Annotated in this window: 18 protein-coding genes and 1 riboswitch; of the genes, 12 read left to right on the plus strand and 6 right to left on the minus strand. The window is 63.4% G+C overall.

Annotated elements, in window-relative coordinates:
* Positions 1-123: 123 nt before the first annotated feature.
* From NH195_RS09825 to NH195_RS09850, 6 genes are all read left to right on the plus strand, one after another.
* The gene (locus NH195_RS09825; RefSeq protein ID WP_066706083.1) at positions 124-2,484 is read left to right on the plus strand and encodes a Tex family protein; all 2,361 of its coding nucleotides are present in this window, start codon (positions 124-126) and stop codon (positions 2,482-2,484) included.
* A gap of 67 nt (positions 2,485-2,551) precedes the next feature.
* Positions 2,552-2,760, plus strand: a riboswitch (cobalamin riboswitch).
* A 126-nt stretch (positions 2,761-2,886) separates the two neighbouring features.
* Positions 2,887-4,743, plus strand: a complete 1,857-nt coding sequence (locus tag NH195_RS09830) for a TonB-dependent receptor plug domain-containing protein (RefSeq protein ID WP_066706086.1) — start codon at positions 2,887-2,889, stop codon at positions 4,741-4,743.
* A gap of 24 nt (positions 4,744-4,767) precedes the next feature.
* On the plus strand, positions 4,768-5,592 hold the full coding sequence (locus tag NH195_RS09835) for an ABC transporter substrate-binding protein (protein WP_066706382.1): 825 nt from the start codon (positions 4,768-4,770) through the stop codon (positions 5,590-5,592).
* Positions 5,589-6,575: a FecCD family ABC transporter permease gene (locus tag NH195_RS09840; protein WP_066706088.1), complete on the plus strand. Its 987-nt coding sequence runs from the start codon at positions 5,589-5,591 to the stop codon at positions 6,573-6,575. Before NH195_RS09835 ends, NH195_RS09840 begins: the two co-directional genes overlap by 4 nt.
* On the plus strand, positions 6,572-7,309 hold the full coding sequence (locus NH195_RS09845) for an ABC transporter ATP-binding protein (RefSeq protein WP_066706092.1): 738 nt from the start codon (positions 6,572-6,574) through the stop codon (positions 7,307-7,309). The genes NH195_RS09840 and NH195_RS09845 overlap by 4 nt, the downstream gene beginning before the upstream one ends.
* 1 nt (position 7,310) lies before the next feature.
* Complete coding sequence (locus tag NH195_RS09850) at positions 7,311-8,000, plus strand: adenosylcobinamide amidohydrolase (RefSeq protein WP_066706095.1); 690 nt, start codon at positions 7,311-7,313, stop codon at positions 7,998-8,000.
* 9 nt (positions 8,001-8,009) lie between these two features.
* On the opposite strand, the gene NH195_RS09855 is transcribed toward NH195_RS09850, so the two are convergent.
* From NH195_RS09855 to NH195_RS09865, 3 genes are read right to left on the minus strand one after another with little or no spacing between them, the layout of a single operon-like run.
* Positions 8,010-9,068 carry a hypothetical protein gene (locus NH195_RS09855; protein WP_066706098.1) on the minus strand — a complete coding sequence of 353 codons (1,059 nt, stop codon included), beginning with the start codon at positions 9,066-9,068 and terminating at the stop codon, positions 8,010-8,012.
* A gap of 39 nt (positions 9,069-9,107) precedes the next feature.
* Positions 9,108-11,021 carry a TRAP transporter permease gene (locus NH195_RS09860; RefSeq protein ID WP_066706101.1) on the minus strand — a complete coding sequence of 638 codons (1,914 nt, stop codon included), beginning with the start codon at positions 11,019-11,021 and terminating at the stop codon, positions 9,108-9,110.
* Between the two features lie 5 nt (positions 11,022-11,026).
* Positions 11,027-11,980, minus strand: a complete 954-nt coding sequence (locus NH195_RS09865; protein ID WP_066706104.1) for a TAXI family TRAP transporter solute-binding subunit — start codon at positions 11,978-11,980, stop codon at positions 11,027-11,029.
* A gap of 184 nt (positions 11,981-12,164) precedes the next feature.
* Here NH195_RS09865 and NH195_RS09870 point away from each other — a divergent pair, with 184 nt between their 5' ends.
* On the plus strand, positions 12,165-13,259 hold the full coding sequence (locus NH195_RS09870; protein ID WP_066706107.1) for a thioesterase domain-containing protein: 1,095 nt from the start codon (positions 12,165-12,167) through the stop codon (positions 13,257-13,259).
* A gap of 10 nt (positions 13,260-13,269) precedes the next feature.
* On the opposite strand, the gene NH195_RS09875 is transcribed toward NH195_RS09870, so the two are convergent.
* Entirely contained in the window at positions 13,270-14,751 is a 1,482-nt protein-coding gene (locus NH195_RS09875; protein WP_066706110.1) for a class I adenylate-forming enzyme family protein, read from the minus strand.
* 255 nt (positions 14,752-15,006) lie between these two features.
* Here NH195_RS09875 and NH195_RS09880 point away from each other — a divergent pair, with 255 nt between their 5' ends.
* From NH195_RS09880 to NH195_RS09900, 5 genes are all read left to right on the plus strand, one after another.
* Positions 15,007-15,651 carry a sulfotransferase family 2 domain-containing protein gene (locus tag NH195_RS09880; protein ID WP_066706112.1) on the plus strand — a complete coding sequence of 215 codons (645 nt, stop codon included), beginning with the start codon at positions 15,007-15,009 and terminating at the stop codon, positions 15,649-15,651.
* A gap of 198 nt (positions 15,652-15,849) precedes the next feature.
* Positions 15,850-16,977, plus strand: coding sequence for a glycosyltransferase (locus NH195_RS09885; RefSeq protein ID WP_066706114.1), 1,128 nt, complete (start codon positions 15,850-15,852; stop codon positions 16,975-16,977).
* 138 nt (positions 16,978-17,115) lie between these two features.
* Positions 17,116-17,361, plus strand: coding sequence for an acyl carrier protein (locus NH195_RS09890; protein ID WP_066706116.1), 246 nt, complete (start codon positions 17,116-17,118; stop codon positions 17,359-17,361).
* Positions 17,349-18,203: a hypothetical protein gene (locus NH195_RS09895; protein WP_066706118.1), complete on the plus strand. Its 855-nt coding sequence runs from the start codon at positions 17,349-17,351 to the stop codon at positions 18,201-18,203. Before NH195_RS09890 ends, NH195_RS09895 begins: the two co-directional genes overlap by 13 nt.
* Entirely contained in the window at positions 18,200-19,591 is a 1,392-nt protein-coding gene (locus NH195_RS09900) for a class I adenylate-forming enzyme family protein (RefSeq protein WP_066706120.1), read from the plus strand. The genes NH195_RS09895 and NH195_RS09900 overlap by 4 nt, the downstream gene beginning before the upstream one ends.
* Positions 19,592-19,892: 301 nt before the next feature.
* Here the strand turns inward: NH195_RS09900 and NH195_RS09905 are convergent, their stop codons facing one another.
* Both NH195_RS09905 and NH195_RS09910 read right to left on the minus strand, forming a co-directional pair.
* The gene (locus tag NH195_RS09905) at positions 19,893-20,999 is read right to left on the minus strand and encodes a sensor histidine kinase (RefSeq protein ID WP_081423866.1); all 1,107 of its coding nucleotides are present in this window, start codon (positions 20,997-20,999) and stop codon (positions 19,893-19,895) included.
* Positions 21,000-21,174: 175 nt separating this feature from the next.
* On the minus strand, positions 21,175-24,015 hold the full coding sequence (locus NH195_RS09910; protein WP_066706125.1) for a sensor histidine kinase: 2,841 nt from the start codon (positions 24,013-24,015) through the stop codon (positions 21,175-21,177).
* Between the last annotated feature and the right edge of the window lie 132 nt (positions 24,016-24,147).

Here is a 24,147-nt window from a genome sequence, read left to right on the forward strand (position 1 = left end):
AAGAGGTGCATTACGATAGGCATATCATATCGACTGTGGAGAGGTCACGTTTCCGCTCGATCTCTCCTCTTGGCGAGGCTCACGGGGCGGGCTAAGACTGACCTCCCGACAGGAGGACCAGATTTGAGCACGCCCACCGATCCGCAAACATCTGCGCGCATTTCGCGCACCATCGCCACAGACATTGCCGCCTCGACGGCGCAGGTCACCGCCGCCATCGGGCTTTTGGACGAGGGCGCGACCGTGCCCTTCATCGCGCGCTACCGCAAAGAGGTGACAGGCGGTTTGGACGACACGCAGTTGCGCCTGCTCAACGACCGGCTGTCCTATTTGCGCGAACTCGAAGCCCGGCGGGTGACCATCCTCAAATCCATCGAAGATCAGGGCAAGCTGACCGACGATCTCAAACGCGCCATCGCAGGCGCCGAGAGCAAATCGACGCTCGAAGACATTTATCTGCCCTATAAGCCCAAGCGCCGCACCAAGGCGATGATCGCGCGTGAGAACGGGCTGGAACCGTTGCTGGAAGCGATCAAAGCGGACCGTTCCGCCGATCCCGAAACGCTGGCCGAAGGGTTCATCTCTGAGGCCGTGCCGACCGTGAAAGACGCCCTCAATGGCGCGCGCGACATCGCCACCGAAGAGCTGTCGGAAAGCGCCGATCTCCTGGGCAAGCTGCGCGATTTCATGCGGCGCGAGGCGCTTGTGACGGCGAAGGTCATCGCGGGCAAGGAACAGGAGGGCGCGAAGTTTTCCGACTATTTCGACCATTCGGAGAAATGGTCCGACATCGCGTCGCACCGCGCCTTGGCGATCCTGCGCGCCGCCAAGGAAGAGATCGTCACTATGGAGATCGCACCCGAGCCTGAGGCCGGTGCCGACCGCGCCATTGCCATGGTCGCGTCTTATCTGGGCACTTCGACCGAACAACCGGGCGATCTGTGGCTGCGCACCGTGGCACGCTGGGCGTGGCGGGTGAAATTCGCGATTTCGCTGCATATCGACCTGTTGGGCGAGCTGCGCCAACGCGCGCATGAGGATGCGATCACCGTGTTCTCCAGGAACCTCAAGGACCTTTTGCTGGCGGCCCCTGCGGGCGCAAAAGCCACCCTCGGCCTCGATCCGGGCATTCGTACCGGCGTCAAAGCCGCCGTGGTCGACGCCACGGGTAAACTTTTGGAGACCGCGACGCTCTACCCGTTCCAACCGAAAATGGATGTGCGCGGCGCGGAGGCGAAGATCATCGACTTGGTAACCCGTCACGGCGTCGGCTTCATCGCCATCGGCAACGGCACGGCGAGCCGGGAGACCGAAAAACTGGTGGGCGAGACTCTGAAACTCCTGCCGCCAGGGGTGAAAGCCCCAACCAAGGTTGTGGTCTCCGAGGCCGGCGCCTCGGTCTATTCCGCCTCTGAACTCGCGGCTCAGGAATTCCCCGATCTCGACGTCTCCCTGCGCGGCGCGGTGTCGATTGCCCGCCGTCTGCAAGACCCTCTCGCGGAGCTGGTGAAAATCACGCCCGAAAGCATCGGCGTCGGCCAGTATCAGCACGACGTCGACCAGCGCCGCCTGTCGCAAGCGCTCGAAGCGGTGGTCGAAGATGCGGTAAACGCCGTGGGTGTGGACCTCAACATGGCCTCAGCGCCTTTGCTCGCACAGGTCGCGGGTCTCGGCCCGTCTCTGGCACAGAGCATCGTCACCCATCGCGACATTCACGGCGCGTTCCCGTCGCGCAAGGCGCTTTTGAAAGTGTCTGGTTTGGGCCCGAAAGCCTTTGAACAATGTGCGGGGTTCTTGCGCATCCGCGAGGGAGATGAGCCACTCGACGCCTCCTCCGTGCACCCCGAAGCCTATGACGTGGCGCGCGAAATCGTCAAAGCCTGTGGCCGCGACATGCGCGAGATCATGGGCAATCCGACGGCGCTCAAAGGGCTGCGGGCCGAGCAATTCGTCACCGGCGACTTCGGCCTGCCCACCGTGCGCGACATTTTCACCGAGTTGGAAAAACCGGGCCGCGACCCGCGACCCGAGTTCAAGACCGCGACGTTTACCGACGGGGTCGAGGACATCAAGGATCTGAAACCCGGCATGCGGCTTGAGGGCACGGTCACCAACGTTGCCGCCTTCGGCGCCTTCGTCGACATCGGCGTGCATCAGGACGGCTTGGTGCATGTGAGCCAATTGGCCGATCGCTTTGTGAAAGACCCGCATGAGGTGGTGAAGGCAGGGGACATCGTGTCGGTGCGCGTCACCGAAGTGGACATCCCGCGCAAACGCATCGGCTTGTCGATGCGCAAGGACGGTGGCGCCACACAAGACCGGGGCAAACAGGACCGCGGCGCACAACAGCCGCGCGGGAGTGCAGGCGGCAAAGGTGGATACGGTGTCAAACCCCGTGGCGGCAACGCGTCCAAACCCCGAGCCTCCGAGAGCCAGGGTGCCTTTGGTGCGGCGCTTCTCGATGCGATGAAGAAGAAGCGTTAAACGCCCTTCCGCAACGTGACGATACCAAAGAACTGGCCGGAGAATCTTGACTTCTCCGGCCAGTTCGCTTTTCTGCACCCGTTCAAGTTCCGGCCCAGCCGGATGAAAAGGGAACACGGAACGGTCCGGCACAATCGCGCGCGTCCGAAGCCGTGGCTGCCCCCGCAACTGTGAGCGGTGAGCGAAGCCAACCAGAGCCACTGGGATTTCCCCCGGGAAGGCTGGCTGTCGCTGCGATCCGCGAGCCAGGAGACCTGCTTGGATGATCACCCTTTCCCGGACGCGGGGCGCGTCACGGAAGCGGCATATCCGCAGCGGTGACGCTCTCACTGTCTGCGGAGATCTCCTCCGATGGACGCGTTTCAACCGACGGGGCATCCCCCGTTCCACGAGGATTGACATATGTCTGTCAAACACAGCCTGCGCGTGTCGCTTCTGACCACCGTAGCACTCACCCTGCCGCTTTCGGCGCTCGCCCAAAGCTTCGAAGAGACCCCCTACCAACTCGACGAGATCATCATCTCCGGCAGCCTCACCCCCGTCCCCGCCAGCAAGACCGGCGCGACGGTGGAAAAACTCGACGCCGCAGCCATCCCGGACGCCGCAGTCCCGGCACTCACCCTGCTCGACAGGCTTCCCGGTCTTTCTTACTCCAGCAACGGCGGCATCGGGTCCTCCTCCTCGCTGCGCATTCGCGGCCTGCCCTCCGCCTATGTTGCCACACGCATCAACGGCATTGATGTCACCGACATGACCGGCAACAAAATCGCCTATGACTTCGGCGGGCTGACCGGGTTCGGCATCTCCTCCATCGAGGTTGTCAAAGGCTCGCAATCGGCGCTTTACGGCTCCGAGGCCGTCGCGGGCCTCATCGACATCCGCACCGACAATGCTGTCGCACCGGGTTATAACACCACCGTCGAACTCACCGCAGGCAGCGACAACACATATGCCGCGGGCCTTTCCACCAAAATGGAAAGCGACAGCGGCATGCTCTATTTCAACCTGTCGCATATGAAAACCGACGGGTTCACCAACCGTCCGGGCAATGACGAAAAGGACGGGTTCGAGGGCACCAACCTCACCTTCGGTCTGGAACAGGATCTCAGCGATGTCGTGACCGTGGGTCTGACCGGCCTCTACACGACGTCCGAGGCGGATTTTGACCGCTCCGCAACGGACCCCAGCGGCTACACCACCAACGACAGCAAGGGGCTGCGCGCCTACACCCGGTTCGACACCGGTATGGTTCAGCACGAAATCGGCGTCTCCCTGTTCGACATCGACCGCTCCGACCCGCTCGCCCCGGTCGGTTACACCCGGGACTTCTACGGCAAACGGCGCTCCGTCGACTATCTTGGCAGTGCCGAACTGTCCGCCGCCTCCACCCTGTCCTTCGGTCTCGAATACACCGAAGAGGACTTCACCCTGAACGACCTGCAAGCCGGCGGCTCGCTCACGGAAACCAAGGGGGGCGATGACACCTTCTCCGCCAAGGCCGAATGGCTCTTGGCGCCGATGGACACGCTCGATCTCTCCGTGGCGCTGCGCTATGACGATCACTCCGATTTCGGCGATCACATCTCCGGCCGTCTTGCCGCCGCCTGGGAAGTCGCGCCCGACTGGACCCTGCGCGCCGTACTCGGCACCGGTTTCCGCGCGCCCTCTCTCTATGAACGCTACAGCTCCTACGGCAAGGAAGACCTGAAAGAGGAAACCAGCCAAAGCGCCGAACTCGGCCTCGAACGTCGGTTCAGTGACACGGATTTCCTCAAAGGTACGCTGTTCTACACCGAGATCGAGGACCGGATCGACTACGATTTCGCGACCTCGACCTACAATCAGGTCAAGGGCACCACGACCTCCAAAGGCGTCGAGCTTTCCGGCCAGTATGCCTTCTCCGATCGCATCTCCCTTTTCGGCAATTACACCTATACCGATGCGAAAACCGCCGGGGCCCGCGCCGAACGCGTCCCGCGTCACGATCTGGTCGTCGGCATCGACGCCCTGCTGAACGACCGCATCAGCGGCCAGTTCACCGTACAATATGTCGCCGATGTCGTGCCGAGCGCCTATGCCCCCGCCGATCACAAGGTGGGCGATTACACGCTGGTCAACGCCGGCATGACCTACAAGCTCAACGATGCGACCGCGCTGTCGCTGCGGATCGAGAACCTCACCGACGAGGATTACGAGACCGCCGGCGGCTACAACACGCCGGGGCGTTCCGCCTATCTCGGTCTCAAAGCGTCCTTCTGAGTGCGTTTTTCCGGGATCATAACCTTGACCGTCGCCCTCTTATCGGGGGCGGCGGGTTTTGCCGGGGAGAGCGCAACAGCACCCGCGCGTGTCGTCTCGGTCAATCTCTGCACCGATCAGCTCGCCATGATGCTCGCGGCTCCCGGCCAGCTCGTCTCGATCACCGCCTATTCCCGCGACCCGAACTCGTCGGTGATGGTCGCAGAGGCGGAAAGCTATCCGGTCAATCACGGTCAGGCCGAAGAAATTTACCTCTTGAACCCCGATCTGGTCGTCGCCGGTCAGTACACTGCGCGGGCCACCGTCTCCATGCTGCGGCGTCTCGGCATCGAGGTCGTCGAATTCGCCCCCGCGCGCTCCCTCGATGACATCGAAGCCAACGTCCTGAAGATGGGCGCAGCCCTCGGGCGCGAAGAGGAAGCACGCGAGATCGCCGACGATTTTGCCCGACGCTTGTCCGACATAAGTCCGACGCAAATCCGCCCCACCGAAGAGCGCCCCACAGCCGCCACCTATGCCGCCAATGGCTACAGCACCGGCGCCGAAAGTCTCGCAGGAGAGATCATCGACGCCGCCGGGTTCCATACCCTGGCCACGGAGCTCGGCCTGCCCCATGGCGGCTTTCTGCCCCTTGAGGCGTTGATCATGGCCGATCCCGATCTGGTGATCTCGGGCCGGGGTCAGGCTGGCTATGCCCGCGCCGAGGAGGTGCTGCATCACCCGGCCCTGACGCAACTGACCGGCGGTCACATGGCGATGCAGGATCGCGACTGGGTCTGTGGCCTGCCCGCCGTGATCGGGGCCGTCGAGCGGCTGCGCGAGGAGCGCGAGAGGTTGGAAACCCAATGAAATATCCCGTTCTGATCACAGCTCTGAGCCTGCTTGTCGCCCTGCTTTTCGCGCTGTCCCTGGTTGTCGGGGTGATCGAAGTCGGCCCTCTGGAAAGCCTCGCAGCACTCGTGCGCGACAGCGACGGGCCGCTCAGCATGGTGATGCGCGAAATCCGTTTGCCGCGTGCGTTTCTGGGCATCATGGTCGGCGTGAGCCTCGGCCTGTCGGGCGCGGCGATGCAGGGCTATCTGCGCAATCCGCTGGCCGAACCGGGCGTGATCGGCATCTCCGCCTCCGCCGCCCTCGGCGCCGTCATCGCGCTGCAAAGCGGCTTTTCCGCCCTCTTCGCCCTCGCCCTGCCGCTCTCCGCCCTCGCGGGGGCTGCGGCTTGCGTGCTCCTCATCCTGCTCCTCGCCGGACGCGGTGGCGGCACGCTGTCGCTCATTCTCGCGGGCATCGCGGTCTCGGCCCTCGCTTCCGCACTTACGGCCCTCGTGCTCAACCTCTCGCCCAACCCGTTTGCCGCCAACGAGATCGTCTTCTGGATGATGGGCTCGCTCGCAGACCGCTCCTTCCTGCATGTCTGGACCGCCCTGCCGGTGATGACCGTGGGCTGGCTGCTGCTATCGCTCACCGGTCGCGGGCTCGACCGGCTGACCCTCGGCGAGGAAGCCGCCGCCTCCATGGGCGTCAACCTCAGACGTCTGCGCCTCATTCTCGTTGCGGGCGTCGCCGCCTCCGTCGGAGCCGCCACCGCCGTCGCAGGCGCCGTGGGCTTTGTCGGCCTGGTCATCCCGCATATTCTGCGCCCTCTTGTCGGAGCCCGACCGGCGCGGCTTTTGCTCGCCTCCGCTCTGGGCGGCGCCGCTCTCGTTCTGGCTGCCGATGTTGCGGTGCGGCTGATCCTGCCGGGGCGCGATCTGAAACTCGGCGTCCTGATGGCACTGGTCGGCGCACCGGTGTTCTTCCACCTGATCTGGCGCATGCGGGGGCAGCCATGAGCCTTTTGACCGTCCAAGACCTCACCGTCCGGCGCGGTTCCCGTGCCACGCTCGATCAGGCGTCTTTCTCGATCGCACCGGGCGAATTCGTCGGCCTCATCGGCCCCAATGGCGCGGGCAAATCGACGCTCCTGCGGGCCGCTCTCGGGTTGATCCCGGCTGCGGGACGGAGCTCTCTGGCCCGCCTTTCCCCCGCCGCGCGCCCCAAGGCCGCAGCCTGGCTGCCACAGGCGCGCGAGATCGCCTGGCCGGTCAGCGTCGCGCATCTGGTTTCTCTGGCGCAGAACGAAAACCAGAACGCCCCCGAGGTCATCGCCGCCCTCAACCGCATGGACCTCATGGCCTATGCCCAGCGCCCCGCCACCGGCCTGTCGGGCGGCGAACAGGCCCGTGTGCTGATCGCCCGCGCGTTGGCGCAGGACACCCCGCTTTTGCTCGCCGACGAACCCACCGCCGGGCTCGATCCAGCGCATCAGATCGGCACGATGCAAACCTTTGCCACCCTCGCGTCTGAGGGCCGGGGCGTCATCGCCTCGCTGCACGATCTGGGGCTTGCCGCGCGCCATTGCACCCGGTTGATCGTGATCTCCGAGGGCCGGATCGTCGCCGATGGCGCGCCGCGCAATGTACTGACCGAGACGCTTCTGGCCGAGGTGTTTGCGATCCGCTGCCTGCTCTCGGACACGCCCGAGGGGCTTGTGGTGCAACCGCTCGCCCAGCTATCAAAGCCCTGACATGGCTGACATCTTCCTCACCCCGCATCTCACCCGCCCCTGGCTGATCGCCGATCTCGGCGCGCCGATGCGGGTCTTGAGCTTTGCGCCCTACCGCCCCGGCTTCGTCACCGCGCGACACATCGTCTGGCGCGAGTTGAAGAATGCCGATCTGCCGGTCGGGCTCGAGGTAGATGACTGGATCGCTGCCGAGATGACGCGCAACGGACATGCCGATGCCATCGGTCTTCTGACCTCGCGCAACATCACACGTTTCAAACGCACCGAAGCGACGGTCGAGGACGTGCGGGTCGCCGCTCTTGCGACCGTGGGCCTCGGCAATGCCGAACGCATCGGCGCGCGTACGCCCCGTGACTGGGCGGTCGAAAGCTACGGCACGATCAATGTCGCCATCCAGACCAACACCCCGCTGCGCGAAACCGCCCAGATCGAAGCGCTGACCATCGCGGCGGAGGCCCGCACCGCGGCGGTGATGGACGCGGGCCTGCGTTTGGCGGGCGGGCCGGTGACCGGCACGGGAACCGATTGCCTTGCGCTTGCCGCCCCGGCCGGACAGGGCGCCTATGCCGGGTTGCATACCGCCTTGGGCGAAGCAATCGGCCAGGCCGTTTACAGCGCCGTGTCGGAAGGCGCCGCCGAATGGGTGCGGGAAAATCCTCTGATGATGCGCAAGGTGTTCAGTGGCGCATGAAGGCCCCGCTTAACCCCGCCCTCCCCTGAACCACGACAGGAGCGGCACATGCAACCGCTGCATTCGTGTTTCGAGAAGGTGCAAACGCGCCTCGTCCAGCTCGAACAGATCGGCAATCCGTTCCAATGACCCTACGTTAAGCGGGCGTTCCGCGATCCGCTCATAAGCCAGCCCCGCGAAGATCACGCCATAGCGGTCGCGCAACCAGAGCAGATCGGTCGAGCTTTCATCCAGATCGGCCGCAACCTCCGGCAGGAGCTTCGGCCTCTGCGCCCCGGGCACGCGTTTATCAGCGGTCAGAAGGCGTTTGCGATAGCGGTTTCTCGCACGCAGCACGACATTGTCCTGACCGGCGAACCGCACGCGCTGCACCTGCTGCATCAGATGCGCGGCCTCGGCGCCCATGCTCTCGTTGACGCGCGCGCCTGTCTCGCCCCCCTGCCCACTCAGAGCAAGTTGCGTGGTCAGGAAATCGGTCACGACATCGCCCTGCACAAGCGCGTCCCGATCATAAGCGCGCACCGAAACACGACCGGGAAAGGCCGCCTCCCAAGTCTCGAGCGTCTCCCGAACCCGCATCGGGGCAAGCGGTGGAAGTATTGCCGAATGCCGGACACGTTGCAGCGCGAATGAGGCATAATGTTTCGAAGGCTGGCGCAGATAGGCCACGACCTGCACCTCGGAAAAGGTCTCCCCTAATCGCGCCAAAAGGGTCTCGCGCCCCTTGAGGCCAAGGCGCACAAAAAGATATTCGGTCGAGAGCACGACGGTCTCGGGTGCGGTTGCGGCGATTTCCGCCTCGAGGGCCTGCCATTCCGTCTCGAACAGCCGATCGGCCTCGGCCTGCACGCGCCCGATCCGGTCGATCAAAAGACGCGGCCCGTGGTTCGCGAAATCGAGCGGCAGGACGAGGAAACCGTGCGACGTGCCCTTGCCGGGATAGAGCACCCCCTGCGCCCGCAGAGAAGACCGGGACGCCGCAAGCCAGCTCTGAAGCGCGGTCGAACCCGTCTTCGGCATTCCGACATGCAACACCAGTTTCGGCTTCGGCTTTGAAGGAGACGTCATGGGCATACCCTGAACGGAACGTCGGACATCTGACCCGCCTCAGACCTTGCCGAGCCGCGCCGCCCAGCCTTTCAGGACCAGCAGACCGCAGAGCGCGAGGATCGCTGCCGCAACGGCGACGGACACAGCCCCAAGAGGATCGAACACGGCACAGACCGCCAGAGCCAGAGAGACGGCAGCCAGACCCGTGGTCAGTCGGCTCTCCCCGGCCAGAAGCGCATCCACCGCCAGAATCGCGACGAAGGCACCGACGAGGCTGGCAGCCACGGTCCAGAGATCGCCTACGAGCAGGAGACCCGGCGCATAGACGAAGAGGAACGGCAGGACATAGATGATCCAGCCGAACCGCATCGCCGCAAAGGCGGTTTTCGTGAAGGACTCGCCGGAGATGCCGCTGGCCGCAAGCGCCGCGAAGGCCACGGGCGGGGTGATCATCGAGACCACGCCGAAATAGAGCACGAACAGATGTGCCGCCATCAAGGGCACGCCAAGCGCCACCAGCCCCGGTGCCAGAAGTGTGCCGACGATGATATAGACCCCCGTCGTCGCCATCCCCGCGCCCAGCACCATGGCGGACAATGCCGTCAGGATCAGGGACAGCAGGAGGCTGGTTTCGCCGATCTCCCGAATGCCGAGCGTCAGGCTGACATCGAGCCCGGTCATCCCCAACACACCGAGCACCACCCCAAGGGCCGAACCCGCGATCACCAGCGAAGCGGTGGTCTTATAGGCGCCCTGGGCGGAGGACCTGATCCGGCGCCAAAGCTCGGCAGGCCCATGCAGAATCCACCCCGAGAGCAGCGCCGCCGCGATGCCTGCGATGCCCGCGAGTTCCGTCATCCTGTCGCCCTTGAACATCACCGTCACGATGGCGATCACCGGCAGAAGATGCCAGAGATCGCGCCAGGTCAGGTCCGGCATCTCGTCCTGTGCGGTCGTGGCGGACGGTTCGGCCCCCTCGGGCAGAGGCGCGCCCTCGATCCGCGCGGCCATCCAGCTCGCCTGCACGAACATCACCGTGTAACAGAGGATCGCCGGAACCGTTGCCGCAAGCGCGATGCTGCCATATGACAGCCCGGTCAGATCGGCCATGAGAAAGGCGGCGGCCCCCATCACCGGCGGGGTGATCTGACCCATGGTCGAGGACACCGCCTCGATCCCGCCCGCCTTGGTGCCCGGAAGGCCGAAGCGGCGCATGGCCTGAATGGTAAAGGCGCCGGAGGTCAGCACATTGGAGCTGGCGCTGCCGGAGACCATGCCGAAAAGACCCGAGGAGACAATGGTCGCCTTGATCGCCATACCCTTGCCGCGCCGCGACATCTTACGGGCAAGCGCGTCGATCGCCGCCGTGCCGCCGGAGATCTCATACACCGCACCGAAGAGAATATAGATGGTCACCGTGCCTGCGATCACCCCGAGCGTGCGACCGAGAAAGCCGTTGCCGCCGAACACCAGATAGACCGTGTAACGTTTCAGATCGACGGGCGCGGCGTCGAACGGCGCAGGGAAGAACTGCGCCAGATAGCCGACACCGAACACGCCGAACAACAAGAGCCCCATCATCGGGCCGCTGGCCAGGAACGAGGCCAGCAGGGTGACTGCGATCAACAGCACCGAGACGGTGAGCAGCCTTGGCGTCGGCATGATGAACAGCGCCGCCTCGCCCGCGAAATGGCGAAACAGGAAGAGCCCGACACCAAGTGCGGCGCAACCGGCGAGGAAGAACCCCGAACGCGGCAGAGCGGCGGACAGGTTGCGCGCCCGGAGCCACAGGGTGAACCCGAGCGCGAGCGCAAGCTCGACCGCAAGAAACTGGTCGACGACAAGATTGGACCGCAGCCAGTCGAACGGGTCAATCGCCCAGAGACATGGCAACAGCACAACAGCGAGACCGGACAGGGAAGTCAGCCCCCGAAGCCCCCTGTCCGAAAGTGTCCTGCGATCGGTCGCCATCTCGCTTACTTGATCTGGCCGTGTTCTTGATAAAAGGCCATCGCCGCCGGGTGATAGTCGAGACCGATGTCGACATACATCGCCTCGGGATCGAACCAGTCGAGGCTGGCCACGGACTCGACCATCGTCGCCTTGCCCTCGTAGAGCCCCTTGAGCAGCGCCGTCACCGTCGCATCGTCCTCATCGGCATGGGTGTAGATGAAATAATCGTACTGAAGGATCTGGGTCGGTGCCTTGATCGTCGTCAGCGCGGGCTGCGGATCGAGCATCTGAAGACTCGCCACCGGCATGATTTCCCTGATCTTCACGGCGGCATCCTCGCCCCCCCCGAGTTGCAACGCCCGCAGACCGCCCACGTCACGCGACACCTGTTCGTCGCGCGGCGTGCCGATCACATGGATCAGAACATCGGTATCTCCCGCCACGAACGCCTCCGCCATGGCGGTGAAATTCGCGACCTGCACCCGTTCGACATCGTCATAGCTGAGCCCGCCCGAGGCCAGCAGCGCCGTGATCAGCGCCTCGCCGGTCACGGCCTGAACGAAGCCTGCGGGCACTCGTTTGCCTTTCAAATCGGCGACCGAGGCAATGCCGCTGTCTTCGCGCACGCCGAGCGTCATACGCATCGGCAGAAGCCGCGCCACAAGCCGCAGGTTGTCCATCTTGTGGTCCTTGAACCGGCCTTCGCCGAGCATCGCCTGACGCACCGCGATGGCGTTCTCGAGACCGAAATCGACCTCGCCCGCGTTGATGAACGGGCTAGCCTGGCTGGTGCTGTCATAGGGCTGCGGCCGCAGATCCATGTCGCTGTCTTCATTGGCCGCCTTGCTGATCGCGAGCGCGTAATTGTAGGTGCTCGATCCCTGGCCAGCGGACGCAATGGTGCTGGGTTCTGCGGTGGCAGCCATGGGAACGCAAATCCCCAATGCCATCAGCGCGGTGACGACTTTCCTGAACATCTGAATCCTCCCCTGAGAGGTCTGTTGTTGACGTTAGGGAAGATGCAACAGGCCGTACAAACAAATCAACGACAATATCCCCCGTTCCGAACTTGCCTGCGAATTTGACATCCGTTAGCCTCCGAAACCATCAGAACAGGCCAGAGGCGGGGGGTCGCAATGGCGAAACGGTTTGGCGCAGGACATGCTTGATACGACCGCGCGCGATGCGCTCCGGCTCGCTTATGACTTCGCTCCGCCTGAAACGGAGCGCGAACGTCTGGTCTGTGGCATTTTCTCCGATGTCATGAAGGTCGCTCCCGTCGGTCTCGACGACGATTTCTACGATCTCGGCGGCGATTCCCTCATGGGCGAACAGATCAGCCTGATGATTCAGGAAAAGACCGGCAAGGATTTTGCCGTCTCCGCCCTCTTCGACTACCCCACGCCCCGCCTCATCTCCGAATTTCTGCAAGACGGCAAGGCCGAGATCGCTCCGAACTCGCATCCGATTTTCGTCGTGCATGGCAAGGGCGGCTACACCGCGCCGCGTCCCGAATTCTATGCCGGTCTTTCGCAGGGCACGAAGCTCGTGATGTTCGAGCTTCCCGGCATCCGGACGCGCACGGACTATCCGCGCGACATTCCCGCCGTCGCCGCGGCCTATGTCACGCAGATCATGCGTGACTACCCAACCGGGCCGGTGCTGCTCTCCGCCTTCTGCGCTGGTGGCCTGATCGCCATCGAGATGATGGCCCAGCTCAAAGCCGCCGGGCGCGAGGTGCCCGGTCTCGTGCTGCTCGACCCCAGCGCGCCGCGCCGCGTGCTCGACCGGCACAGGCTTCAGTCGAAGATCGAGACCGGCAACGCCAATACGCTCGACCGGCTGCGGCATCGGCTGCGCTATACGCCCCGCACGCCGAACGCATTCGACCGTCTTCGGGACCGGATCGAACGTGGCCTGCGCCTGCTCGCCACTCTGGACGATGCGCGCAAGGCCTCGCGGAAAAAGCAGGGCGCGTTCTGGAAATACCGGGACGCCGGGTTTCGCATCCTGCCGCGTGCCAGCCTGATCGTTGCCTATCGTTTCGCATGGCCCGCCCCCTACACCGGCAAGGTGACGATCATCGCCTCGCAGCAACGCGCCAAGGCCTTGGCCTCCGAAACCTCGGTCTGGCAGCGCTTCATCCCGAACCGCACCGTCGAGGTGCTGTCGGAAACCCATGGCGACATCGGTCAGGCCAATGCGGGCGCCGTGGCCGCGCGGATGGAACAGCTTCTGCTGGAACCGCTGGCCTGAAACTCCCGCCTCAGCTTTCGAGCGAGGCGCGCAGTTCCCGGCGCAGCACCTTCCCGTTGGTGTTGCGCGGCAGGCTGTCAAGGAAGATGAATTTTCGCGGCCGCTTGTCGGGCGCAAGCTGCACCCGGCACTCCGCAGCGAGATCGCCCTCCGTCACGCCGGATTTGGCCACGACGAAAGCGGCGATTTCTTCGCCGAACTCGACGCTGGCAAAGCCGGTGACGGCGACATCCGCAACACCCGGGACGGCCTGAAGCACCGTTTCGATCTCCGCCGGATAGACATTGGCACCGCCGCGAATGATCATGTCGGAGCTGCGCCCGACCACGGTCAGGAAACCGTCCGTCGAGACTTTCGCAAGATCCCCGGTATAGGCCCAGCCGTCGCGGATCTTGTCGCCGGTGTCGCGCGCACGGTTCTTGTACATGCCCTCGGCCATGCCATGGCTGCGGACCCGCAGCGCGCCGACCTCGCCCGCAGGCAGCGGGGTGTGGTCCTCATCGACAATCTCGAGCCGCACGGTCGGCAGGACCCGCCCGTCGGTGTGGCTGTGGCTGGCGACATCCGCCCCGGCGAGCACCGAACAGGTGCCGGACACGGAGGAGGAAAAGCAATGCAGGAACCCCGGCGTCAACTCCTGCCAGGCCCGCAGCTTGTCATGCGCCTCCATGCCGGAGCCGCCGCAATAGAGCATTTTCAGATCGGGCATCAGCGGCTTTCCGGTCCCGTTCGACAGGCCGAGCATGGCCTTGACCGTGGCGGGAACCGCGAAGAGGAAGGTGATGCCCTGGGAGTTCACCTTTTCGATCAGTTCGTCGGCCGCGAAGATCGGCGGATGGAAACACACGGTCGCCCCGCGCATCAACTGCCCGATGGTATGGTTGCGCGAGGCGGAGAAGGACAGCGGATAGGCGTTGAGGAATTTGCCTTCGAAAGGATAATGCGCCTCGAACCCGTATCCGAAGGAACGCAACTGGATGGTCCGGTGACTTGCGACGATGCCCAGAGGCCGCCCTGTCGTCCCGGAAGTCAGGGAGATGAGCGCCGGGTGGCTTTCGGTCCCTTTGCGTTCGACAGGAGCATCCGAATGGCGGGCGGCGGTGTCTTTCCACCCCGCATCGCAGGCGATCGACCGATAGGCACCATTCGACAGGTCCCGATCTTCAAGAAGAGCTGCCAGGTCGAACTCTTCGCTCAGACGCCCCCGCTCATCGGCCCGGTTGCGGAAATCTATCGGCACGGCCACCGCATCGAGCATCCAAATCGCCACCATCGCGAGCACCGTATCGACACTGTCACGCAGCACCAGCCCGACCTGATCGCCCGCTTTCAGCCCTTCGGCCTGAAACTGCCGCGCCCATTGCGCGGAGGTGGCCACGAGCCCGGCGAAGGACACGCTGCGCGCACCGGAAACGAGGGCGGGACGTGCTCCGTACCGCGCCCCGAGGGCATGAAACGTGTCGGCGAGATTGCTGTGGTTTTGCTGTGACATATGAGGGTCCATCTGGCGAGGTGTCGAGGCTTGGCATCGGAACGGGTGACTTCGGGGAAGCCTGCATCAGAAAACACAGCTCTCCCTGCCGGGGAAACAGATTTTCGCAAAATGCACAGATTTTCCGGACTTCCTGCGCCAGCCGGTCAAGACCCGGGCACGAAACGGCTCCGGAAACGCCGTGACAAGCCTTCGGGCGCACGGTATCCTGCGCAGTGAAATCTCCAGGAAGCACCTAGGAAAGCACCCGGCGGCATGCCCTTATATCACATTAACGGCAAGCTGATCCTGTTCATGCACATTCCGAAAACCGGCGGAACATCGGTCGATCACTGGCTGCGCAGTCTCGGCACCCCCATCCTCGGCTCCATTGGCGCAGAAATCGACTGGCTGCCCTGTGTGCCGCAACATCTGCACGCCGAAGCTCTTGCGAAACTCGTGCCGCATGGCGCCCCCGATTTCGCCTTTGCCATCGTGCGGCATCCGGAAAAGCGGATGGTCAGCGAGTTCTTTCATCGTCACAAGGACAAGCGCACCCGACAGATCGGCCCCTATCTGCGCAGGCGGTCTTTCGATGAGATGACGACGGGGCAGATGAGCCGCTATTTCGAAACCTGGCAGGACCGCGCCTTCGCCAAGTTTCGCAAATACCCGTTCTGGGACGACAACCATGTCCGCCCGCAAAGCGCCTTCACGAACTGGCCGGGCCTGCATGTCTTCCGTTTCGAAGACGGGCTGCAAAGCGTCTACGACCGGGTCACCGGGGAGCTTGGCCTGCCCCGTGTCGGCGAGGTGCCGCGCCTGAACACCGGCCGCAAACATGCCCTCGTGCTGACCGAAAGGGCCAGGACCCGCATCCGCGCGGTCTATGCCCAAGATTTCGACACCTGGTACAGTTGAGTCCGCGACGCCCAACGGCTTTCCACCAGACTGCAAAACACACTTGCCAAACGCCTGTGTGACGTTCTAATTGCATAAGATTGCTGACGTAACGTCAATCTCTTCAGGTCCATTGAGACGCACAGCTCGTCAAAACCTGCCGGACGGTCGTCATACTATTTCGCGACGACACGACCAAACCCGTGGGGACACCGGGACATGAAAGCCTGCATCGCAACCGGCACCTATCATGCGGCCGGGGAGACCTTCGTCAATCGGCATATCGCGGAGCTGTTCGGCGGCAATACCTGTGTGCTGTTCAACACCGCCAAAGGCGACAACCCGTTGCAAAAGCCTAACATGTCCCGGCGCAACCGGTTCGAGGCCTCGCCACGCAAACTCTGGCAAACGCTGCGAGAGCTGCCGCGCTATGGCACCACCTCTTTGCCGCACGGCAAGGCGCGGTCCCGTGTCGAAGCCTTTCTTCGCGATCAGAAACCCGATCTCATTCTCGCCGAATTCGGCCCCGAAGCCGTCGCCTTGACCCCTCTCGCCCGTGCGCTCGACCTGCCCCTTTTCGGGTATTTCCGCGGCTACGACGCCTCGAAACTGCTGCGCGATCCGGGCAAACGGCGCGCCTATCGCAAATGCATGCCCCACTGGCACGGCGTCTTCGCAGTTTCGCAATTCCTGCTCGACAATCTCGCGGCCCATGACATCGCCCATCCGAGAAGCGCGGTCATCCCAAGCGGCGTCAACACCGAGCTGTTTCATCCCGCCGAGAAACGATCCGCGAGCTTTCTCTACGTCGGACGGCTGATCGAAAAAAAAGCTCCCGACCTGGTGCTGCGGGCCTTCCTCGACGCCGCCACACGCGTTACGGACGCCCATTTGACGATCATCGGAGACGGCACGCTTTCCGCCCCCTGCCAGGCTCTGGTCGCAGCGCGCGGCATGCAAGATCGCGTCACCTTCACCGGGGCCCTGCCCCATTCGGAGGTCTGTACCCTGATGTCCCGCACAGCCATTTTGCTGCAACATTCCGTGACCGCGCGAAACGGCAACACCGAGGGCCTGCCGACTTCGATCCAGGAAGCCATGGCCTCGGGCATGGCCGTGCTCTCGACCCGCCACGCGGGCATCCCCGAAGCGGTGGTCGAGGGGGAAAACGGTCTCCTGGTGACGGAACATGACGAAGCAGGCTTTCGCGACGGCATCGTCGCGCTGGCCAACGCCCCCGAGACGGTCGCCCGCATGGGGGCAGACGGACGCAGACGGGCGGTTGCACAATTCGACAACCGAACTCTTCTGGCAGCGCTGGAGGCACGGCTCACCGGCTGGTTGTAGATCGCAGCGGCCAGCACACAGAACTTGACGGATGTGGCGGGCTTCGCAAAGCTGCCGTGACATCACCGACTAGGACGCCCGCATCCCGCCCTGCACGTACCTTTTCGCCATGTTTTACGATCACGCAGGAGACCCCATATGGATGACACCCAGATCAGAACCGCCATTCTCGACGCCGTGGCCAAGGCCGCGCAAGTCGACCAGGCAACCCTGACCGACACGACGCCTCTGGGCGCAGGCGGGCTTGGCCTCGACTCCATCGCCATGCTGGACCTCGTGCTGGACCTCGAGGACGTCACCGGCCTGCAATTGCGCAGCGAAGCGCTGGGGGGTGACGATCTGGCAACGCTGGGAGGGCTGGTCCGATATATGTGCTCTCTCTGATCCACCGGCCCAAGCGCTACCTCGCGGCGGAGCACGCTCGCGCCCCCGGCACGCTCGCCGACAAGCTCACCCAGTTGCGCGAGATGGCCAAGGAGCGCCCGCCGCATCCCAGGCTTTGGAAACGCGCGAAACATTTCTGCCCGGGGACCCGGTCCGAGCGGCGCGACTGGTGCGCCCGGGTCTGGTGGGGGATCGCGGCGGGCGAATTGCTCCGCGTCCACCTCTATGACCGCGCCAGCCGTGCCCAGGCGATGGATCTCGTTCTCCCGCCGGACCTCTCCGCGCTCGATCCCGCCAGAACCGGGCGCGGTGCCATTCTGGCCGCCGCGCATCTCGGCCCGCCGAAATTCGCGATGAATCTGGTGCTCGACCGCTTTGCCAAGCCCCTGATCGTGACCAACACACAGGACATGCCGGACTGGCAGCGCGCCGAAGAGGGGGGATTTCTCAACCCCCGCGACCCTCAGGCCCGGGCACAAATCCTGCTCCGGGGCGCCGTGCAACTGCGTCGCGGCGGCGTGTTCTTTGCCGCCCCCGATGGCAAGCAGACCCGGGACACACTCGGCGTCGAAGGCTTCGGTCAACACTGGGAGTTCTCCGTCGGCCTGCCCGCGCTCGCCCGGAAGCTCAAGGCCGACAGCTTCGTGTTCCTGGCGCTTTGGGAGGGGGAGCGGATCGCCCTGCGCTGCACCCCGATCACAGTACCGGCGGAGCTTGCCCCTGAAGACCATCACCGGGCCTGGATCGAGGCGTACTGGCGCAGCCTGTCTTCCGTGATTGCAAGCTCCCCCGAAAATCTCCGCTTCCTCGCCCCGCCGCTTCGCAAGGAGTTCACCCGATGATCTGGCAGCGTTTTCTCGACACCGCCGCACGCCATGCCACGGCCCCCGCCCTGATCGGCGATCAGGGCACCTTGAGCTACGCGGAGCTTGTCGCCCAGGCAAAGGCCGAAGCACACAAACTGCCGGACCGTCCCACCGGCGCAGCGCCTGCCCGTGTGCTTCTCGTGTCGGCGGAGCCGGTCACACTTCTGGTGCGGGTGCTGGCCTGCTGGAGCAAGGGGCTGGTCCCCGTCCTGCTGCGCGACGGGCAAACCCCCGAGAGCCTTGCGCGCATCCGCGAGATCGCCACCCCCGTCGCGATCCTCTCCGACGAGACGCCCGCAACCCGCCTCCCGGACAGCCCGCAGGACCGTCCCCCTTTCGGTCCGCGCGACGAGGCGCTCGTGATCTGCACCTCCGGGACCACCGGGATCCCCAAACTCGTCGCGCTTTGCGCCGAAGGGGTGGCGACCACGGCCCGGGCCATCGTCGAAGACCTCGGATTTGCCGAGGGGGACATCATCGCGGTCGCCACGCCGCTGACCTATATGTACGGGCTGATGGGGGCCTCGGTGAGCGCCCTGCTGTCCGGGGCTGCGCTGCGCATGTTCCTGCCCGGTCAGCCGCTGACCATCGTGCAGGCGGCGATCCGGCGCGAAAACATCACGGTTTTGCAGGGTCCGCCCTCGCTGATGCGCCTGTTTCTGGCCTATTGGAACGGCACGCCCTTCCCCTCCGTGCGCCTCGTGACCACCGGCGGCGAATACATGAACGCGGATCTGGTCGACAAGCTCTCGCAAGCCTTTCCCCAAAGCGCCTTCCGGCTGGTCTATGGCATGACCGAGGCCGGACCGCGCATCTCGCACATGCGCACCGTCACCCATCACGGCGCGGGCCTGCTGGTCGGGCGTCCGTTCGATCATTTCGACTGGCGCATCGACCCGGTGGCGCAGGAGGGGCTGCCGGATGGGGCCGGCCGTCTTGCGCTGCGCGGGCCGAGCGTCTGTCTGGGCTATATTCAGCCCGGCAACCAGTATGAGGGCGTCGGACCCGACGGTTTCTTCCGCTCCACCGATCTGGTCTGCGACCGCGATGGCCAGTTGGTGTTCCTCGGCCGCTACGACCGGCTGTTCAAGACCGGCGGCAAGCTCGTCAACCCGCTCGAGATCGAGGACCTGCTGATGCGGCATCCGGCGGTGCATGACGCCGCCTGCCACGCACAGGAGCACCGCCTGCTGGGGCTGGTCCCGGTGGCGGAAGTGGTGCTGGAAAGCGGGGCAGACACCGATCTTGCGGCGCTGAAGCTGCATTGTTCCACCCTCGAACACCATGCCAGGCCGCATCGCATCGACATCGTCCCCGCGCTCGAAATGGCCGCGTCCGGGAAAAGGGCCGGTCGCAAGCCATGAACCGTGTCGTCACGCGTAGCTCCTCGTCGCGCCTCTCAAGACGCACAACGCTCCCCGGCTGGCACTCAATCCGGCTCCAGACAAGGTTCATGCGCCGCCCATGCCGACGGCCATAAGGTGACTGTGGGCACATCGTTCACGCCCAGCCGTCGTTCCTCGCGCAGAACGACACATCTGGTTCCACCGGGGTCACAGACCGAGCTGAGCTTCGCGATGCCCCGCACACCCTCATTGACAGAAGAACCCTTCCTGGAAGACAGGCGCTTTCCTTCCCGGACATGGACCTTCTTCGTGAGCGAGATCAAAAGGACGGCAGGCAGACACAGAATGTCGTGCCCTCACCGCTTTGCGTCTCAAACGAAATCGTGCCGTTCATCTGTTCGACCAGCGTGCGCACGATGTTCAGCCCCAGACCGGAACTGCTGGCACGTTTGTTGTTGTCCCAGCTCGCCTTGGTGAAGCGTTCGAAAAGCGTGTCGCGCAATGCCATGGGAATGCCATCCCCATGGTCGCGGACGAACACCGCAATCTGCGCATCGGCTTTCTGCGCCCAGATTTCAACGGACTGACCGCGTTCGGAGGCCTTGACCGCGTTCGAAAGCAGGTTGGACAGAATCTTGGTCAGTTGCGCCGGCACGGCCCGAACCTGAAGCGCGGCATCGGTCGGGCGCATTTTCACATCGACTCCGTGATAGGCGCCATAACCCTGATGGGTCGCCACCAGCCCCTCGAGCAGACTTGCGACCCCGATGTCCTCGCTCTCGGGTTTCGGCCCCGCCTGAGCGCTTTCATTGAGATCGAGGATTTCCTGAATGAGTGCAAGCATCCGGTCGCTGTTGGCCCCCGCGATGTTCAAAAGCGATTGCGCCTTGTCCGACAGCGGCCCGACCAGCCCGGATTTCATCAGGTCCAACGCCCCCTTGATGCTGGTCAGAGGGGTGCGCAATTCATGGGTGATGACGGAATTCACTTCCCTGCGCAGACAGTCCGCGCTTTCCTGTTCGGTTTCGAAATGGAACATCGCAACGAAATATCGGTTGCCCTGCTCATCCGATGTCGCCATCACGCGTCCGTTCAACCGTTTGTCGCCGAAGGACGGATGGGTGCGGAAGGCCGCACTTCCGGTGGTTTGCGCCTGATCCAGAGGACCGCCCTCGGCCATCAGATCGTGAAAAAAACCGCCTTCGCAGAGATGTTCGGCCGCCCGTGCCGCCGATCCATCGCCCAGCATGTCGCGGGCTGCGGCGTTCATGTAATGCGGCGCCTCCATCGTGCGCTCGAACACGAGCACGGCATCGGACATCCCGTCCCATAGCGCCCTGTTCAGCTCGGAGCCGGCCTGTGCGAAGCACGCCGCATCCTCGCCGAACGCATAGCCAGCCATACCGTATTTGAGCTTACATGTCATACGATTACACCCGAACTGTTCAAAACCGCTGGTTCAGGATGACCCGTTACCGCACGCTTTTTAGAATGCCCTTCACACAAAGATAATCCTGCAGGTGAATTTAAACCTGGCTATGGTTAATTTGTGATAAAAATGTGTCCCGCGAAAAATAATTACAATCCAGACGTGTAATTCCTTAGTTCGCGTCGCACCACAGCGGCAGAGCGAATGTCATCGTCGAGCCGACGCCGAGTTCGCTTTCCGCCTTGATCCAGCCGTCTTGCAACGCAACGAGATCCTTGCAAATCGCAAGACCGAGGCCGACGCCGGGGTTTTTCCGGTTGGTCCCGGAAGCGGCCTGGGCAAAGCGATCGAAGATGATGCCGATGCGATCCTCGGCGATCCCGACACCGGTGTCCCGGATCTCGAAAATCGCCATGTCGCCCTGCACCCGGCTGCGCACCGTGATCTCCCCCGCGTCAGTGAACTTGAACGCATTCCCCAGAAGATTGGTCAAAATCTGCCGGAAGCGGATTTCATCCGCCCGGATATCCGCCCCGACCAGATCCAGCGTGATCGACAGACCTTTCTCCTCGGCCAGAGCGTGCATCTGGTCGACCACGGATTCGACGATCCTGGTGCTGTTCACCTTGTCGTGGTTGACGCGCATGGTGTTGGCCTCGATACGCGCGATGTCGAGCATATCGTCGATCAGCGCTTTCAATTGCGTCCCGGAGGCCTGAATCCGCGTGGTGAACCGGGCGATATCCGCTTCAAAGCCCTTGAGCGCGGTCGAGATGCTTTCATCTCCCCCTTCAGAGAGCGCCGTGCGCAGGGCGGCATAGCTCGGCAGTTTCTCGAAATTCGCAACGAAGCTGTTGAAGCCCAGAACCGCCGACAGCGGCGTGCGCAACTCGTGACTGATCACATTGAGGAATTGCGTCTTGGATTCGTCGGCCTGTTCCGCTTCCCGCAGGGCGGCATAGAATTTCGTCACATCCTCGGCAATGCCGATATAGCCGGTAAACACGCCCTGCTCGTCGAAGCGCGGCTTGCCGCTGATCCGAATCCAACTGAGGCGATCCGGGCGGAAATGATAGCTGTAGACGACGTCCAGAAAAGGCTCATGCGCCTGCATCTTGGCGACGAGTTTCTGGAGCGTGTCTTCACTGCCGTGTGCGGATTTTACGAAATAGCTGCGCGGCTTTCCGATGTAATCCGCCGGATCGACGCCGATCATTCGGGCGAACCCCTCCGAGACATAGGTCATCCGCATGTCGGCATCCTGTTCCCAGAACCACTCCGCACTCAGATCGGCCACATCCTGAAGACGGGCCTCCGCCTCGTCACGTTTGCGCAGTGCAGCGCGCAATTCACAGTTCGACGTTTCAAGCTCCCGCTGATGGCGGCGCAGATCCGAAATCTCCACCCGGAACATGACCAACCCGCCCTCGGATGTGCGTCGGGTAAAGTATTTGAACCAGCGGTCTCCGTTATAGCGCACTTCAAGCTCGGAGGTTTCTCCAGTCAAAGCCGAGAGAATCTCTGTCTCGTCTCCGGTCCGAACCCCATTGAGGAGCACCTCGTCGGAAATTTCCAGCCGCCGGTGGATCAGGTCCGTCAGAGGCCGCCCGACCATCAGGTTGCGCTTCATCCCGTCGAGCCGGTCCCCGGCGACGGTGTTGAACATGATCAGCCTGTCGTCGCTGTCGAACAGCCAGAACCCGACAGGCAGCGCATCAATGGCATCGTTCAGCCGCTGTTCGGCAAGCGTGGCACGCTCGCGACTGCACAGGACTTCGGTGATATCGTTGAGAATGGCGACACGCCCGCCCTCGGGAGTCTGATGTTCGAGAAGCTGCATCCATGTGCCGTCGCTCAGCGCCACGGTAAAGCCGGAGCCCTTTTGCGGGCCCCGCAAAAGCTGCCGTGCCAGCCACTCCTCTTCGTTGCCGATGGCATCCGTGTAAAGGCCGACTTCGAGCCCTGCACGCAAGATGCTTTCGAGAGAGGCGCCGGTCACGATGGCATCGGAGGCCGCGCCATGCAGATCGCGATACCGGCGATTGCACAACTCAAGATTGTCATCCTTGTCGAACATCACAAAACCCGACGGGGCGACATTCAGCGCCGTGCGCAACTGAGTGGCGATGCGCCAGTTTCGACGTCTGAGGCTATGAAGATACCGTGCGAAAATCAGCGTCAGCGCCCCGCCGATCACCGCGCTCAGTCGGATGAAGCTCAGCTTAGCCGGGGCGATTTGCGCCTTTTCCTTCGGGGCCATTGAAACCGTCCATGTGCTGCCGGGAAACGGAAACTCATAGACGGCCTTGGCATTTTGCGGCGTCGTCTCATCGCCCACGATGAGCGCCTGCTTGCCGAGCGAAGTCTCGGCCTCAATCGCGATATCGTAAAGGGAGGCGTATCGGGAAAGGCCGATTTCCTCCATGAAAGGCTCTGCCGCGAACACGATCGAGGCCACCCCGATCATGCCCTGCGCCCCCTGCCGTCCGCCGCGGACGAAAACCGGTTCGCGGATGATGAAGCCCTGATAGCCCTGAAACAGGCGCGTCGGCCCCTCCACGAAGGTTTCGCCGGTGCGTTCGATCAGTTGCAGAACCTCATATTGTTCCGGCAGAGCCGCCAGGTCGCGCCCGATGAAGGTGCTGTTGTCCGAGTAGGGATGGACATGTGTGATGGTGGTGCCCTGCACCAGAGCCATATTCACGACCGATGCATCCTCGGTCTTGATGAACGTGCAGAGTTCCGAAAATTCCCTCGCCGAGATGTCCGGAGAGAGCGACAGGGCACCGGCAAGGCCACGCGCAAACAACAGCTTCTTGTTGACCGATTGCTGGATCTGTGTGGCGATGACCGACTGGTCGCGATACATGAGATCGGTCTGCTCTTCGGTCGCCTCAATCGAAGCCGTTCGGATCGCTCCGAGATAGATCAGCACACAAATCCCGATAATCGCGGCGTAGGAGGCACCCTCGATCAACAGGTTCATGTATTTGACGCGGTTCTTATCCGGCATTTTGCGCCATTTTATTTGTCATATGCAATTTTCTGCTCGTTTCAGCTCTTTTGCGACCGATTATAGGCTGCTCTTTTTCATTTTAGTAAAGAACAACTCGCGCTTAACGTGCATTACCGAGCGTTAAGCAGG

Origin of the sequence: Celeribacter ethanolicus (assembly GCF_001550095.1) — a bacterium.
GTDB lineage: Bacteria > Pseudomonadota > Alphaproteobacteria > Rhodobacterales > Rhodobacteraceae > Celeribacter > Celeribacter ethanolicus.

Coding starts and splice junctions, on each gene's coding strand:
- NH195_RS09830 (WP_066706086.1), top strand. CDS start 2,887: ATGTCTGTCAAACACAGCCTGCGCGTGTCGCTTCTGACCACCGTAGCA.
- NH195_RS09840 (WP_066706088.1), top strand. CDS start 5,589: ATGAAATATCCCGTTCTGATCACAGCTCTGAGCCTGCTTGTCGCCCTG.
- NH195_RS09845 (WP_066706092.1), top strand. CDS start 6,572: ATGAGCCTTTTGACCGTCCAAGACCTCACCGTCCGGCGCGGTTCCCGT.
- NH195_RS09850 (WP_066706095.1), top strand. CDS start 7,311: ATGGCTGACATCTTCCTCACCCCGCATCTCACCCGCCCCTGGCTGATC.
- NH195_RS09855 (WP_066706098.1), bottom strand. CDS start 9,068: ATGACGTCTCCTTCAAAGCCGAAGCCGAAACTGGTGTTGCATGTCGGA.
- NH195_RS09860 (WP_066706101.1), bottom strand. CDS start 11,021: ATGGCGACCGATCGCAGGACACTTTCGGACAGGGGGCTTCGGGGGCTG.
- NH195_RS09865 (WP_066706104.1), bottom strand. CDS start 11,980: ATGTTCAGGAAAGTCGTCACCGCGCTGATGGCATTGGGGATTTGCGTT.
- NH195_RS09870 (WP_066706107.1), top strand. CDS start 12,165: ATGCTTGATACGACCGCGCGCGATGCGCTCCGGCTCGCTTATGACTTC.
- NH195_RS09875 (WP_066706110.1), bottom strand. CDS start 14,751: ATGTCACAGCAAAACCACAGCAATCTCGCCGACACGTTTCATGCCCTC.
- NH195_RS09880 (WP_066706112.1), top strand. CDS start 15,007: ATGCCCTTATATCACATTAACGGCAAGCTGATCCTGTTCATGCACATT.
- NH195_RS09885 (WP_066706114.1), top strand. CDS start 15,850: ATGAAAGCCTGCATCGCAACCGGCACCTATCATGCGGCCGGGGAGACC.
- NH195_RS09890 (WP_066706116.1), top strand. CDS start 17,116: ATGGATGACACCCAGATCAGAACCGCCATTCTCGACGCCGTGGCCAAG.
- NH195_RS09900 (WP_066706120.1), top strand. CDS start 18,200: ATGATCTGGCAGCGTTTTCTCGACACCGCCGCACGCCATGCCACGGCC.
- NH195_RS09905 (WP_081423866.1), bottom strand. CDS start 20,999: ATGACATGTAAGCTCAAATACGGTATGGCTGGCTATGCGTTCGGCGAG.
- NH195_RS09910 (WP_066706125.1), bottom strand. CDS start 24,015: ATGCCGGATAAGAACCGCGTCAAATACATGAACCTGTTGATCGAGGGT.